Source organism: Lutibacter sp. (assembly GCF_033723435.1).
Taxonomy (GTDB): Bacteria; Bacteroidota; Bacteroidia; order Flavobacteriales; family Flavobacteriaceae; genus Lutibacter.
Genome location: NZ_JAWVXC010000006.1, coordinates 1 through 15,542, shown reverse-complemented (window position 1 = coordinate 15,542; position 15,542 = coordinate 1). Strand labels below are relative to the sequence as shown.

Genomic DNA, 15,542 nt, shown 5'->3' with positions numbered 1-15,542 from the left:
TATCATGGGAATATTAACATGGACATGGATACTTGTTGGAATATCATTTGCAATATATATAGGAATTGCAATTTGGGCTAGAGCAGGATCTTCTAAAGAATTTTATGTAGCAGGAGGTGGAGTTCCTCCAATTATGAATGGTATGGCTACAGCAGCAGACTGGATGTCGGCAGCATCATTTATTTCACTTGCAGGAATTGTATCCTTTACTGGATATGATGGATCAGTTTACCTTATGGGTTGGACCGGAGGTTATGTTTTATTAGCATTACTTTTAGCACCATATTTAAGAAAGTTTGGAAAATTTACAGTGCCAGATTTTATTGGGGATAGATATTATTCCAATACAGCAAGAGTTGTTGCGGTAATAGCAGCATTAATTGTGTCATTTACTTACGTTGCAGGTCAAATGCGTGGTGTGGGAATTGTGTTTTCACGTTATTTAGAAGTTGATATAAATACTGGAGTATACATTGGTATGGCAATTGTTTTGTTTTATGCAGTTCTTGGAGGAATGAAAGGAATTACCTATACACAAGTTGCTCAATACTGTGTATTAATATTTGCTTTTATGGTACCAGCAATATTTATATCTATTCAAATGACAGGTAATCCAATACCGCAATTAGGCTTTGGAAGTGCTGGACATGATGGTGTATATTTATTAGATAAATTAGATGGATTGCAAAGAGAACTTGGTTTTTCTGAATACACATCAGGTACTAAATCGATGATTGATGTATTTGCTATTACAACAGCTTTAATGGTAGGTACCGCTGGGTTACCACATGTAATTGTTAGATTTTTTACAGTTCCAAAAGTTAAAGATGCACGTGTTTCTGCAGGTTGGGCATTGTTATTTATCGCAATACTTTATACAACAGTTCCAGCAGTAGCTGTTTTTGCGAGAACTAATTTAATTGAAACAGTTAGTAATACAAAATATAGTGAATTACCTCAATGGTTTAATAACTGGGAGAAAACAGGATTATTAAAATTTGATGATAAAAATGGCGATGGTGTAGTGCAATATGTTGCAAATAAAAAGAAAAACGAATTAAAAATAGATAGAGATATTATGGTATTAGCTAATCCAGAGATAGCTAAATTACCTAATTGGGTAGTAGCATTAGTTGGAGCTGGAGGTTTAGCCGCAGCATTATCAACAGCTGCAGGACTATTATTAGTTATTGCTTCGTCTATCTCTCATGATTTATTTAAGAAAATAATAAAACCAGACATTTCTGAAAAAGGTGAATTAGTTGCAGCTCGTTTAAGTGCGTTTGTAGCAGTTTGTGTTGCTGGGTATTTTGGAATTAATCCACCCGGGTTTGTCGCCGCAGTAGTTGCTCTTGCTTTTGGATTAGCTGCTGCATCATTTTTCCCTGCAATTTTATTAGGAATTTTTGATAAAAGGATGAATAAAGAAGGAGCAGTTTCCGGTATGATAGTAGGTTTAACCTTAATGTTTTATTATATGGCAAAATACAAACTTGGTTGGATTGGAGAATTACCTCCTTCTAGCGAGTGGTGGTTTGGAATATCGCCTGAAGGTTTTGGAACTGTTGCAATGATAGTCAACTTTGTAGTTTCAATAGTAGTTTCAAGGTTAACTACGGCACCTCCACAAAAAGTTCAGGAAATAGTAGAACACATCAGAATTCCATCTGGAGCTGGTGAAGCAAATGGACATTAGTAAATAGCTTGCAAATAAAAGCAGCACTAGACTTAAACTATTAGTGCTGTTTTTATTATATTTAAAATTCAAATTTTAAATTGTGAAAAAACGACACCAACAAAAATTAATTGTATTATCAATATTATTATTGTGTTTATTTAATATACCTATTATTCTTATTTTTAATAATACTTTAGAAATTTTAGGTTTCCCATTAATTTATTTTTACATTTTTTTTATTTGGATGTTAACTATAGTAATCTCATATATTATTTTAAAGAAGTATTATGAGTAGCTTTTTAGTAATATTTATTATTATAGTTTATTTGTCCGCTATTTTTTATGTAGCATATTGGGCAGAAAAAAACTCAAAAAGTAAATGGGTTAACAATCCCTACGTTTATGCATTATCATTAGCTGTATATTGTACAGCTTGGACTTATTATGGAAGTGTTGGGTTAGCAGCGACTTCAGGTTTAAAGTTTTTAACTATTTATTTAGGTCCAGTTATTATTATTCCTAGCTGGATAATTTTAATGAGAAAAATTATTAAAATTTCAAAAGGAAATAAAATTTCTTCATTAGCCGATTTTATTTCGCTTCGATATGGCAATGATCGTTTTTTAGGAGCCTTAGTAACTTTGGTATGTGTTTTAGCAATTGTTCCTTACATTTCGTTACAATTAAAAGCAATTTCAGAAACTTTTAATGTAATAACAAATCATAAAATTACATCTAATTATATAATTTTTGATACTACTTTTTATATAGCAATTTTATTAGCAATTTTTGCTGCATTTTTTGGAACACAACATACAGATGCAACTGAACGTCATAAAGGTATAATAACGGCAGTTGCATTAGAATCAATTATTAAATTGGTTTTCTTTTTAGTAATAGGGGTTTATGTTACATTTTATTTGTTTAATGGGCCTACAGATATTTACAATCAAGCTTCAATATTGCCGAATTTTAAAGTTCAACATACAATTGGAGGTTTAGAAGGAGGGTTTAACTGGTTCTTTTTAAGTTTATTGTCTATGATAGCAATAATGTTATTACCTAGACAATTTCAGGTAACTGTTGTTGAAAATGAAAGAGAAAAATATTTAAGTAAAGTAACCTGGCTATTTCCTTTATATCTTCTATTATTTAACATTTTTGTAATTTTTATAGCTTGGGGAGGAAATGTATTTTTTAAAGGTCAACAAGTTGATGCAGATTTATTTACATTAATGTTACCACTAATTAATGGCCATGAAATTTTAGCTCTATTAGTTTTTTTAGGAGGATTTTCTGCAGCTATATCAATGGTGGTTATTTCTACGCTTTCTTTATCAACAATGTTAAGTAATAATTTAATTATTCCATATGGATTTTTAAATAAGTTTAGTAGAGGAGAGTCCAAAAAAAATACAGTATCTATTAAAATAATTAGAAGAATATCTATATTTTCATTAATAATATTGGCATATTTTTTCTATAAAAGTTTTACTTTAGATAGAACATTAGTTTCTATCGGATTAATTTCCTTTGTTTTAATTGCTCAATTAGCACCATCATTTTTTGGAGGTTTATTTTGGAGAAGAGGATCAGCTAGAGGTGCTAAATATGGTTTAATTGTAGGTGTTATTATTACTGTTTATACTTTAGTAATTCCTTTTACTATTGATTCACAACTTATTTCGTCATCATTTATAAATGAGGGATTATTTGGAATTGGTATATTAAAACCAGATCAGCTTTTTGGAATTCAATTTTTAGAACCAGTTCCACATGCGTTTTTTTGGAGTTTATTTTTTAACATTTTTACCTATACTATTTATTCAGTTTCTATTGTTGGAAATTATAGAGAACGAAATTTTGCAGAAATGTTTGTAGATAGTAGTAAATATGCGTTGTTACATGAAGATGCTTACATATGGAAAGGAAAAGCATACGTAAAAGATATAAGAAAAGTACTAACTCGATTTTTAGGTGAACGTAGAACTGAAAGGGCTTTGAACTTGTTTTATATGAAGTATAACATCAATAAAAATACCCAGCTTGCAGATGCTAGATTGGTGAACTTTTCTGAAAAATTATTAACAGGAAGTATTGGTAGTGCTTCTTCTAGAATATTAATTTCTTCTGTAGTAAAAGAAGAAGAAATTAGTTTACCTGAAGTATTAAAAATTTTAGATGAAACTCAAAAAGCAAAAGAATCTAATAAGGAACTAAAAGAAAAAGATAAACAAAAAGATGAATTTTTAGATGCTGTAGCACACGAATTAAAAACTCCAATAACCTCAATAAGAGCACTTTCTGAAATTTTATTAGACAATAAAGATATAGAGTTTGAAACAAAAACAAAGTTTTTAAATAGTATTGTTGGAGAAAGTGATAGAGTTAGTAGACTTATAAACAATATTTTAGATTTAGAAAAATTAGCTACTGGAAAAGAAAAATTAGAGCTGAATAATAACTTTATTAAAAACACAATTTTTAAATCTATTGATTCTGTTGCACAGTTGGCAGTAAAAAAAGATATAAAAATAAATTATGAAGGTTTAAATGATGCAGAACTATTTTATGATGAAGATAGAATACAGCAAGTATTAATTAATATGTTATCAAATGCCATTAAATTTTCTCAGGAGAAAAATGGAGTAGTTTCAGTATTTACTTATGTAAATAAAAAAACTGTTGAAGTATCTGTAGAAGATAATGGAAAAGGTATTGGAGAAGATGAATTAGCATTAATTTTTGATAAATTTTATCAATCCAAAAACCAAAACATTTTAAAACCAAAGGGAAGCGGTTTAGGGCTAGCAATTAGTAAACAAATAATAGAAAGCCATAATGGTAAAATTTGGGCACAAAATATAAAACCTCATGGCGCAAGAATTACATTTACACTACCTATAAATTTAAATTAATATGCAAAAAATATTAATAGTTGATGATGAACCTAACATTGTAATGTCGTTAGAATATGTATTTTCAAAAGAAAATTTTGAAGTATATATAGCTCGTGATGGATCAGAAGCTATAGAAATAGCAAAACTTAAAATACCAGATATCATTTTATTAGATATAATGATGCCTAATGTTGATGGATATCAAGTATTAAAGTTTTTAAAAGAAAATGATAATTTAAAAAATATTAAAGTCATTTTTCTTTCGGCAAAAAATAAACTTTCAGATATAGAACTTGGATTGAAATTAGGAGCTGATAAATATATATCAAAACCATTTTCAACAAAAAAATTAGTAAAAGAAGTTAAATCATTATTAAAATAAAATAATTATGAGTTACCAAAAACATTATAATCAGAGTATTAATAATCCAGAAGAATTTTGGAGAAATCAGGCTAACGAATTAAAATGGTATAAAAAACCAACCACTATTTTATCTAAAGATGAAAATGGTTTTGATCAATGGTTTGCAGATGGAAAATTAAATATCTGTTATTTAGCCGTAGATAAACATGTGGAAGATGGTTATGGCGAAAAAACAGCTATTATTTATGATTCTCCTGTAACACAACAAAGAGTTGAATATACATACAATGATGTTAAGCGTCAAGTTGAAAGACTTGCAGGTGGACTTAGAAATTTAGGCGTTAAAAAAGGAGATACTGTAATTATTTATATGCCAATGATTCCACATGCAGCATTTAGTATGCTGGCTTGTGCCCGTATTGGAGCAATTCATTCGGTTGTTTTTGGTGGTTTTGCACCACATGAATTAGCTATTAGGATAGATGATTGTAAGCCAAAAGCTATTATTACAGCAACTTCAGGAATGGAAGTAGATAGATTAATAGCCTATAAACCTCTTGTAGATGAAGCTATTTCAAAGGCAACTCATAAACCAGATAAAGTAATTGTATATAAGCGTAATTTAGGAGCTGTTAATCCTAAAACAGACAGATATATTAGCTATAAAAAATTGGTTAAAAATTCTGAACCAGTGGATTGTGTTGAAATGAATTCTACCGATCCTTTGTATATTTTATACACCTCAGGAACTACAGGAAAACCTAAAGGTATTTTACGAGATACAGGTGGTTATGCTACTGCTTTAAAATATTCAATGAAATATATTTATGGAGTTGAAGAAGGAGATACTTACTGGGCGGCATCAGATGTTGGTTGGGTAGTTGGGCATAGTTATATTGTTTATGGACCATTATTAAATAGAAATACTACTATTGTTTTTGAAGGAAAACCAATAAAAACTCCTGATGCTAGTACTTTTTGGAGAATTATTAGTGAAAATAATGTAAAAGTTATGTTTACTGCTCCAACAGCTATTAGAGCAATTAAGAAGGAAGATCCTGATGGAGAATTAATGGCAATGTACGATTTAAGTTGTCTAAAATATCAATTTTTAGCAGGTGAACGTTGCGATGCAGCTACTTTGCAGTGGTTACAAGAAAAATTAAATATTCCTATAATTGATCATTGGTGGCAAACAGAATCAGGTTGGCCAATGTTGTCAAATATGATGGGAGTTGAAGAATTAGAAGTTAAACCAGGTTCAGCAGCAAAGCCTGTTGGAGGTTATGATATTCAAATATTAAATACTGAAGGAAAACAATTAGGTCCAAATGAAGAAGGTTTAGTTGCAGTTAAATTACCTATGCCACCAGGAACTTTAGTAAACATTTGGGGAAATACAGAACGATTTATTGAAGGTTACTTAAAGAAATTCCCAGGATATTATTTTTCTGGAGATGGAGGTTATATTGATGATGATGGTTATGTATTTATTACAGGTCGTGTGGATGATGTAATTAATGTAGCCGGTCATAGATTGTCAACTTCAGAAATGGAAGAAGTTGTTTCTTCAAATCCTTCTGTAGCAGAATGTGCGGTTTTTGGAATTGAAAACCAGTTAAAAGGACAAGTCCCATTGGCTTTAGTTGTTTTAAAATCAGGAGATTATGTATCTAGTTTTGAGTTAGAATATAATATTGTACAAGAAGTTAGAAAACAAATTGGTCCGGTAGCTTCATTAAAAAAAGTACTAATTGTTAATAGGTTACCTAAAACTCGTTCTGGAAAAATTTTACGAAAATTATTAAGAAATATTGCAGATGGAGTAGAATATACAATTCCATCAACAATAGACGATCCAGAAATTATTAATGAAATTACACATGAGTTTAAACTTCATAAAATAGGAATATTTGAACATGCTACTGAAGAAGAAAAAGAAACTTTAGAAGACCTAAAAATAGATTCATTTATAAAATACTATAAATCGTATCAATATAGCGTTAATGATCCTGAAGGTTTTTGGAGCCAAATTGCAGATACATTTACTTGGCGTAAAAAATGGGATAAAGTGGTTGAATATGATTGGGAAACTCCAAAATTTGAATGGTTTAAAGGTGCAAAATTAAATATAACTGAAAACTGTTTAGATCGTCATTTAGATAAAAGAGGAGATGATTTAGCTATTATTTGGGAACCAAATAATCCTACAGAAAAAAATAGAACGTTAACCTATAAAGAGTTGCATGCTGAGGTTTGTAGGTTTGCTAATGTTTTAAAAAACAATGGAGTAGAAAAAGGAGATAGAGTTTGTGTGTATATGCCAATGGTGCCTGAATTAGCAATTGCTCTTTTAGCTTGTGCTCGTATTGGTGCTGTCCATTCTGTTGTCTTTGCAGGATTTTCTTCAGTTGCTTTATCCACAAGAATTAATGATGCAAAATGTAATGTTTTATTAACTTCAGATGGTGTTTTTAGAGGAAGTAAAGCAGTAGATTTAAAAAAGATTGCAGACGAAGCTCTAGAAACTTGTCCAACCATAAAAACTTCCATAGTGCTAAACAGAATTAATTCTGATGTAACTATGAAAGCAGGTCGTGATGTTTGGTGGCATGAAGAATTAGCAAAAGTGGATGCCATGTGTCCTGCCGAAGAAATGGATGCAGAAGATATGTTGTTTATATTATATACTTCCGGTTCAACAGGTAAACCTAAAGGTATGGTTCATACTTGTGCAGGTTATATGGTACACACCGCATATAGTTTTAAAAATGTTTTTCAATACACTCATGGAGATGTTTATTTTTGTACTGCAGATATTGGTTGGATTACAGGTCACTCTTATATTGTTTATGGACCTTTAGCTGCAGGAGCAACTACATTAATGTTTGAAGGTGTTCCTTCTTATCCAGATTATGGTCGTTTTTGGCAAATTGTTGAAAAATATAAAGTTAATCAATTCTATACTGCACCAACAGCAATTAGAGCTTTAGCAGCACAACCAAATGAGCTGATTGAAAAACATGATTTAAGTTCTATTAAAGTTTTAGGAACTGTAGGAGAACCAATTAATGAAGAGGCCTGGCACTGGTATGATGAGAAAATTGGAAAACAAAAATCTCCAATTGTAGATACTTGGTGGCAAACAGAAACAGGAGGAATAATGATTTCTCCATTAGGAGGAGTTACACCAACAAAACCAACTTTTGCTACTCGTCCTTTGCCTGGTATTCAACCATGTTTAATTAAAGATGATGGCGAGGAAGCAAATACTAACCCTGCCGAAGGTAAATTATGTATAAAATATCCTTGGCCTTCCATAGCTAGAACTATTTATGGAGATCATAAAAGGTACAAAGAAACTTATTTTACAGCTTTCCCTGGCAAATATTTTACAGGAGATGGTTCATTTAGAGATTTAGAAGGAAACTACAGAATAACAGGTAGAGTAGATGATGTTGTTATAGTTTCTGGTCATAATTTAGGAACTGCTCCAATTGAAAATGTTATTAATGAACATAGTAACGTTGTTGAATCTGCGATAGTTGGTTTTCCTCATGATATAAAAGGAAATGCTTTATATGCTTATGTTATTGTTTACGAAAAACCAGAAAATGATGACTTTTTACGTCATGAAATAAATGAATTAATTGCACGTACCATTGGTCCAATAGCTAAATTAGATAAAATTCAATTCGTTCCTGGATTACCAAAAACACGTTCAGGTAAAATAATGCGTAGAATTTTAAGAAAAATAGCTGAAAATGAAACTTCTAACTTAGGTGATATTTCAACATTATTAAATCCTGATGTGGTTGAAGCAATTATGAAGGGATCACTGGTTAAATAATTTTATTTCTAATTAAAATATAAAATGTTCTCTAAGTTTAGGGAGCATTTTTTATAAAAAACTATTTTTATAGTTGTACAACTATAAAAATAGTTAGTATATTTGCACATTATTAAATATAAAATATGAAAAATATATTTTTACTTGTTGTTGTGTTACTAATTCATACAGTTTATTCCCAAAATAAGGTACAAACAGATCCAATTTTTATTGTAAATGGAGAGATTGTTACTAAAGAGAAAGTAGAAGAATATGCTCAAAAAGGGTATATAAAGAAAATGCTAAATGGTGTAAATGAAGAAAAATATTTAGAATTAAAGAAAAAATTTAACGATAAAATTACGGCAAAGGAATTTATAATTCTAATTGAACTTTATTCTAAACTTGAAATGAGTAATAAAAAAGCTCAGAATTTACCTGTTGTGCATGGCAAAAGTGAAAAAATTAAGAATGAGTATTTTGTAAAAATAGGAAGTAAATCTATTGATTTTAATGTAAAAATGATTGATGGTACTTTGGTTAATCTATATGAATTAAGAGGGAAAGTTGTTTTATTAAATTTTTGGGCTACTTGGTGTGCTCCCTGCATTAGAGAGTTTTACGAAATTCCTTCAAAAATTTTAGTGCCTTTTAAAAATCAAAATTTTGTTTTTCTTCCAATTGCAATAGGTCAAGATCAACAAATTGTAAAAAATAAAATGGTTTATTTAAAAAAACGTGGAATTGAGTTTAATGTAGGTTTTGATCATTCAAAAATAATATGGAATAAATACGCTAATGGATCTATACCTAAGAATATAATTGTAGATAAAAATGGTGTAATAAGATATTTATCTACAGGAAATGATGGTAAAAGTGTAGATAAATTAGTAGAAGAAATCGAAAAATTAGTTACTGAATGAATTATTAATTAATAAAAATATGAAAATTTGAAGTGGTAAACATTTTAGATTAAAAAACAGAACTAATATTGTTTGTAAAATTCATTATTTTATAAAAGTCCATTTTTTTCATTAGCCCTAAACAAATCAGAATAATGAATCGTTCGTTCTGTTTTAAGTTTTGCAATAATTTTTAAGAATAAAAGTGCGGTTATAAAAGCATCTCCTGAAGAAGTATGCCTGTCATGTTTAGGAATATTAAATTCATCACATAAAATATCTAAGTTAAAATGATTGTCTTTTTTACCTTTTATTTTTTTGTATAGAATCCCTGTATCTATAGTTTTATTTTTAAGTTTTGGCAGCTTCATCCTTTTTAATGCAGCGTTAATCATTTCAATGTCAAAAGCTGTATGATGAGCTATTAATACTGAATTTTCTATATAGTTTACAAAATTTTTAATAGCTTCTTTTTCAGTTTGTTTAATCAGGTTTCCTTCTTTTAATATGCCATGAATTTCTACAGATTCAATTTTAAATTCTTCTTGTTTTAAGTATATTTCAAAACTTTCAGAAACATTAATGCTATTGTTAAAAATGCGAATAGCTCCAATAGACAAAATTCTATCTGAAGAAATATTTAAACCTGTAGTTTCGGTATCAAAAACCACAAAACGAGTTGATTCTATTGTATTTGGTTGTTTTTGTTTAAACTTTTTTACGTAAGCTTTCCAAAAATCTGGATAATGTTTGTATGTAAACCATGAAAAAATCACATCATTTGAGCTAAGTTATATCGAATATTTAAAAGTTCTTGTATGTCTTTTATAGGTTTAAAGCATCCTTTTAATTTTAATTTTTCAGATTTGGTTAAAGTATTTAATTCAATATACCTTCCAGAGTTGTTGTTTTTTAAACCTTGTTCCGTTCTATAATGCAGCAAAATTTTGAAAGCATCAGCACATGAAAGATATAAATTTTTGTTTTGTGGCTCAACCTTTGCTAATTTTTTAAACCGAGAAATTGTATTGTTTTTATCTTTTATATTATGTGATAGAATGATTAAACGAGCAGCATCAATTAGAGGCATTAATGCTCTACTTTTTAAATCGAATTGATCTTTATGTTTTCCATCGTGTTCTACTAAAAATTGTCTAAAAAAACCAAGTGGAGTAGGATTCCTTAACGCATTTCTTCCTAAAAAATTTAAGAATATTTCATAAGAATTAATAGAGTTAAAGATACTTTTGGACATTTTGGTGACTAATTCTTTATCGCCATAGACTAAATTATAATCAAAAAATATGGTACACATCATTACGGCATCATCGGTAGGTTTGGTAATCCAAGTGTTAAATTGTTTTTTCCATTCGGTAAGTGATAAACACCATTTAGGATTACTTGCCATCATTTCTGCCGGACAAAACTCAAAACCAACCATATTTAATTTTTCAGTAACTTTTTTAGATAATTTTAAAAAATAATTTTTTGTTTTTAAGTAATCGGCTTTTGAAACATCTTCAAAAACTAAAGCATTATCTTGATCGGTAATTAAAAGTTGTTCTTTTCTACCTTGACTTCCGAGTGCTAACCAACTATATTTTACCGGAGGTTTATTATCCATTTCATCTAAAGATAATTCAATAGCTTTTATGGTTATAGCATCTGTAATTTCTGAAATAATTTTTGAAATAAATGTGATTGGTATGTTTTGTTCAATGTATCCTTTAAGTAAATCAGAAGTTTTTTCTCTAATATATTTTAAAGTTTGTACATTTTTAGCGCGTTTTAACTCTTTAATTAAAACCGAAGGATTATTTCCATGTAGTACAACAATATCGTGTTCTGATAAAATTCCAACAAGTTCAGAATTAGTTTTACCATTTTTGGTAATACATAAATGGGTGATTTTGTGTTTTATCATTGCAATTTGTGCTTCTGCAATGGTGATTTTTTGAGGAAAAGTAATTACAGGTGAGGTCATAATTTCTGTAACTTTTTGTTCAATAGATACTAATCCTGTAGCTATTTTTAAGCGTAAATCTTTATCGGTAATTATACCAATTGGATTTTTATCTTCAACAATTAATATAGAACCAACTCTTTTTGAACTCATTATTTGAGCGGCTTCTTTAATAGTAGCATCTTTTAAGCAGGTAACAGGGTTTTTACTAAACTGAGCAGTTTGAACTTCAGTGAAAGTACTATTTTTATTTATGGCGTCTATATTTGCAAATAATTGTCCGTTGTTTGTTTTTGCGTAAGGAGTTTTAATATTGGTTGAAAAACTTGCAATAATATATTTATTTGCTTTTTCGTTGGTTTTTATTATTTCTTTTAAAAGTTCTACAGATATAGCGTATAAAATAGATTCTTCATTTGCTTTAGCACTCATTAAATAATGGTCGTTTTGTATTAACGGGCGCAAACCAAAAATATCTCCTTCGTCACAAATATCTACTAAAATTTGATCAGTATCCATAGTTCTGTACAAACCAATTGCTCCATCTTTAACAATGTAAAAATTTTTGTGAGGAAGTTCATCTTGTTTAAAAACAAAGGAATTATTTTCTATATAAGTTACTTTTACATTGGAAGAAATTTTGAATAATTGTTCCTTTTCTAAAATATCAAAAGGAGGGAAGTTTTTTAAAAAATCAAAAATTCGTTCAGCAATAGTGTTTTTCATAACTATAAATACAATGATTGGCTTTAAAGTTACTAATTTATAGCAACATTTAAGTGCTTATAAAAATTGTATAATTTGTTATGTTTAATTTATGAGAAGATAGATTAGATATTAGTATAAAAATAAAGCCACTAAAATTAATTTTTAGTGGCTTTATCCTTTAAATCCCAATCTTTTCGGAATCTAATTAATTCATTATCAATAGATTCTTTTGATTTTTTTATTAATTCTTCAGGATCATCTCCATAAATAGGAGGTAAATAACTTATTTTAATTTCCGTTCTCCATTTACCAAAGCAACGAATAAAATGAGGTAAAAAAGTATCGTCACCAATCCAAGCATCACTTAAAAGTTTATAATCAATAGCAATTGGTATTACAGGAACATTAAGTTGAGCAGCTAATTTAAAAGCTCCAGGTTTAAATGCTATGGTTGTTGGCTCTATGTGAGTTGTACCTTCAGGAGTGTTTAAAATAGAAAAACCATTTTTAAGAATAGATTGAGCTTTTTGTAAAGTGTCTTTTCTACTTGATTTATCTTCTCTTTTAACAAAAATAACTCCGGTAGTTTTACAAACATCTCCAACTAAAGGCCATGATGCAAGTTCTATTTTTGCAATTGGGTACGCTAAAATATGTTGCAAAATAACTATAGAATCAAAATATGTTCTATGATTAGAGATTATTAAACCTGATTGTGTTGGTACTTTACCGTATGTTATTATTTTACTTCCTAATAAAACTATTAAATTTCTAATGATAAATCTTCTATAAAGGATCCCTCGTTTTAATTTCTTTACCTCCGATGAAATAAATAAATTGGTAAATAATAACCATCCAAAAATGGTGGAAGTCATTATAGCAAATAATAAAAGTCTAGTTATACCTAATAGATATTTTACTATTTTCATTAATCAAAATAACTAAAAGATTCGTTTCCTTTAATTTGTATTAACGTTTCGTAAATTAGTTTAATAACATTTTCAACGTCATTTTTATCAACCATTTCAACTGTGGTATGCATATAGCGTAGTGCTAATGAAATTAATGCAGAAGGAACTCCTCCATTACTATAAGCAAAAGCATCAGTATCTGTACCTGTTGAACGAGATGATGCCATACGTTGAAAAGGTATTTTTTTAGTTACCGCAGTTTCTACAATTAATTCTCTTAATTTATTTTGTACTGCTGGAGCATAGCTTATAACTGGCCCGTCACCCGATTTAGTCTCACCTTCTTTCTTTTTATCAATCATAGGTGTTGTAGTATCATGGCAAACGTCTGTTACAATTGCTAAATTTGGTTTAATAGTTTGAGTAATCATTTCTGCACCACGCAAACCAATTTCTTCTTGAACAGAATTAGTAATGTACAATCCAAAAGGTAGTTTAACTTTGTTTTCTTTTAATAAACGAGCAACTTCAGCAATCATAAATCCACCCATTCTATTATCTAAAGCTCTGCAAACAAAATTACTTTTGTTTAGGATAAAGAATTCATCAGGATATGTAATAACACAACCTACATGTATACCTAATTTTTCAACTTCTTCTTTAGATTTACATCCTGCATCAATAAAAATATTTTCTAATTTAGGAGTTTCTTCTTTTCCTTTTAAACGTGTATGAATAGCTGGCCAGCCAAAAACACCTTTTACAATTCCTTTTTTTGTATGAATATTTACCACTTTTGATGGTGCAATTTGATGGTCACTTCCGCCATTTCTAATTACATAAATAATACCTTCAGGAGTAATGTAATTTACATACCATGAAATTTCATCCGCATGACCTTCAATTACCACTTTAAATTTAGCATCAGGATTAATAACTCCAACAGCTGTTCCGTAGCTATCTGTAATAAAAGTATCTACATAAGGTTTTAAATAATTCATCCAAATTTTTTGACCTTCTTTTTCGTGTCCAGTTGGGGCAGCGTTATTTAAGTATTTCTCTAAAAAATCTATTGACTTTTTATTAAGTATGGTTTTAGTTTTGCTCATGTCATTTTAAATTTGTGTCAAAAATACGGATGTTTTATTCATTACAAAAATATTTATTTGGGTGTTTCCTTTTAGGTTATGCTATTTGTTTTGTGTTTTTTTTTAGAAAACAAAAAAAGAATATTGTTACAAGTTATACATCTTTATTATATAGTATAATTTATGTTACTAAAAATTAAAATATGTGTAACTTTGTTACCTTATATATAAGTATAAAAATTGATATTAAAGTATAAATATATTTTAACCTTTTTGGTGATTTTAACAAGTAGTTTTGGTTTTTCGCAAGAAGAAACTAAAACAGACTCTATACCATTAAGTGAAAAATACATTGTATTTAAAGGTGATACTTTATTAATAAAATTAAACGAAGTACAATTACTTAAAAAACTAAAATTTAAAACAGATTACGAAAGACGCTATTATTTTTGGTTTAGAAAAAAAGTAATAAAAGCATATCCTTATGCTAAATTGGGCGCAGAACGTCTTGCCGTTTTAAATGAAAGATTATCAAAAATAAAATCTAAAAGACAAAAAAAGAAATATACAAAACTCATCCAAAAATATATGGAAGGGGAGTTTACCAACCAATTAAAAAAATTAACAAGAACAGAAGGACGTATACTTATTAAATTAATATATAGACAAACAGGGGAAACTGCATTCCAATTAGTGAAAAATTTACGAAGTGGTTGGAAAGCTTTTTGGTATAATACCACAGCAAAACTTTTTAAACTATCTTTAAAATCTATTTACGATCCTGCAAATAATAAAGAAGATTATTTAATTGAAGACATTTTACAAAGAGCTTTTATTGATGGAGTATTAGAAGAACAACCATCAAAATTAAATTTCAATTATCTTGACTTAAGTGAAAAAAAGATTATTTCACCAAAATCAGCTGTAAAAAAGAACTAATTTTATTAATTACCATATTGTGTAATTCAAATAAATAGACTAAATTAGTCTCCCCAAATTTCGGGAATTTACCCTAGATGATTTTTTTATGTAAACTAACTGTTTAAAAAACAGAAGATTATTCCTTTTTTCAAAAAAGTAATAAAAAAAAGGTTTAAAAAAGTTGTAGGGAATAGAAAAAGAGTATTACATTTGCCACCGCTAATAAGGAGACGGTTTAGCGATACGATCAGGAACATAGATAGGGTAAAAAAACTTCA

At 28.9% G+C, this 15,542-nt stretch carries 10 protein-coding genes; 6 read left to right on the top strand and 4 right to left on the bottom strand.

Annotated elements, in window-relative coordinates; translation table 11 throughout:
- Nucleotides 1–4 precede the first annotated feature (4 nt).
- The 5 genes from R3342_RS09670 (at nt 5) to R3342_RS09650 (ending at nt 9,694) form a co-directional block, all read left to right on the top strand.
- Nucleotides 5–1,696, top strand: a complete 1,692-nt coding sequence (locus tag R3342_RS09670) for a sodium:solute symporter family protein (protein ID WP_318939833.1) — start codon at nt 5–7, stop codon at nt 1,694–1,696.
- A gap of 269 nt (nt 1,697–1,965) precedes the next feature.
- Nucleotides 1,966–4,596 carry a sensor histidine kinase gene (locus R3342_RS09665; RefSeq protein WP_318939832.1) on the top strand — a complete coding sequence of 877 codons (2,631 nt, stop codon included), beginning with the start codon at nt 1,966–1,968 and terminating at the stop codon, nt 4,594–4,596.
- Between the two features lies 1 nt (nt 4,597).
- On the top strand, nt 4,598–4,960 hold the full coding sequence (locus tag R3342_RS09660) for a response regulator (RefSeq protein WP_318939831.1): 363 nt from the start codon (nt 4,598–4,600) through the stop codon (nt 4,958–4,960).
- Between the two features lie 7 nt (nt 4,961–4,967).
- Nucleotides 4,968–8,792, top strand: a complete 3,825-nt coding sequence (gene acs / locus R3342_RS09655; RefSeq protein ID WP_318939830.1) for an acetate--CoA ligase — start codon at nt 4,968–4,970, stop codon at nt 8,790–8,792.
- A 125-nt stretch (nt 8,793–8,917) separates the two neighbouring features.
- On the top strand, nt 8,918–9,694 hold the full coding sequence (locus tag R3342_RS09650; protein ID WP_318939829.1) for a TlpA disulfide reductase family protein: 777 nt from the start codon (nt 8,918–8,920) through the stop codon (nt 9,692–9,694).
- A gap of 89 nt (nt 9,695–9,783) precedes the next feature.
- Here R3342_RS09650 and R3342_RS09645 read toward each other — a convergent pair whose 3' ends face one another.
- From R3342_RS09645 to R3342_RS09630, 4 genes are all read right to left on the bottom strand, one after another.
- Nucleotides 9,784–10,449 (bottom strand): 3'-5' exonuclease, encoded by a 666-nt coding sequence (locus R3342_RS09645; protein WP_318939828.1) that lies wholly within the window; start codon nt 10,447–10,449, stop codon nt 9,784–9,786.
- Nucleotides 10,446–12,362, bottom strand: coding sequence for a DUF294 nucleotidyltransferase-like domain-containing protein (locus R3342_RS09640; protein WP_318939827.1), 1,917 nt, complete (start codon nt 12,360–12,362; stop codon nt 10,446–10,448). Before R3342_RS09640 ends, R3342_RS09645 begins: the two co-directional genes overlap by 4 nt.
- A gap of 137 nt (nt 12,363–12,499) precedes the next feature.
- On the bottom strand, nt 12,500–13,273 hold the full coding sequence (locus R3342_RS09635; RefSeq protein WP_318939826.1) for a lysophospholipid acyltransferase family protein: 774 nt from the start codon (nt 13,271–13,273) through the stop codon (nt 12,500–12,502).
- Nucleotides 13,273–14,364 (bottom strand): M42 family metallopeptidase, encoded by a 1,092-nt coding sequence (locus tag R3342_RS09630; protein WP_318939825.1) that lies wholly within the window; start codon nt 14,362–14,364, stop codon nt 13,273–13,275. Before R3342_RS09630 ends, R3342_RS09635 begins: the two co-directional genes overlap by 1 nt.
- A 219-nt stretch (nt 14,365–14,583) precedes the next feature.
- Between R3342_RS09630 and R3342_RS09625 the strand changes: the two genes are divergently transcribed.
- The gene (locus R3342_RS09625; RefSeq protein ID WP_318939824.1) at nt 14,584–15,282 is read left to right on the top strand and encodes a DUF4294 domain-containing protein; all 699 of its coding nucleotides are present in this window, start codon (nt 14,584–14,586) and stop codon (nt 15,280–15,282) included.
- The last annotated feature ends 260 nt before the right edge of the window (nt 15,283–15,542 follow it).

Bases quoted from the DNA above. Each gene is read 5' to 3' on its own strand.
- R3342_RS09670 (WP_318939833.1), top strand. From the start codon at position 5: ATGGGAATATTAACATGGACATGGATACTTGTTGGAATATCATTTGCA.
- R3342_RS09665 (WP_318939832.1), top strand. From the start codon at position 1,966: ATGAGTAGCTTTTTAGTAATATTTATTATTATAGTTTATTTGTCCGCT.
- R3342_RS09660 (WP_318939831.1), top strand. From the start codon at position 4,598: ATGCAAAAAATATTAATAGTTGATGATGAACCTAACATTGTAATGTCG.
- acs (WP_318939830.1), top strand. From the start codon at position 4,968: ATGAGTTACCAAAAACATTATAATCAGAGTATTAATAATCCAGAAGAA.
- R3342_RS09650 (WP_318939829.1), top strand. From the start codon at position 8,918: ATGAAAAATATATTTTTACTTGTTGTTGTGTTACTAATTCATACAGTT.
- R3342_RS09640 (WP_318939827.1), bottom strand. From the start codon at position 12,362: ATGAAAAACACTATTGCTGAACGAATTTTTGATTTTTTAAAAAACTTC.
- R3342_RS09635 (WP_318939826.1), bottom strand. From the start codon at position 13,273: ATGAAAATAGTAAAATATCTATTAGGTATAACTAGACTTTTATTATTT.
- R3342_RS09630 (WP_318939825.1), bottom strand. From the start codon at position 14,364: ATGAGCAAAACTAAAACCATACTTAATAAAAAGTCAATAGATTTTTTA.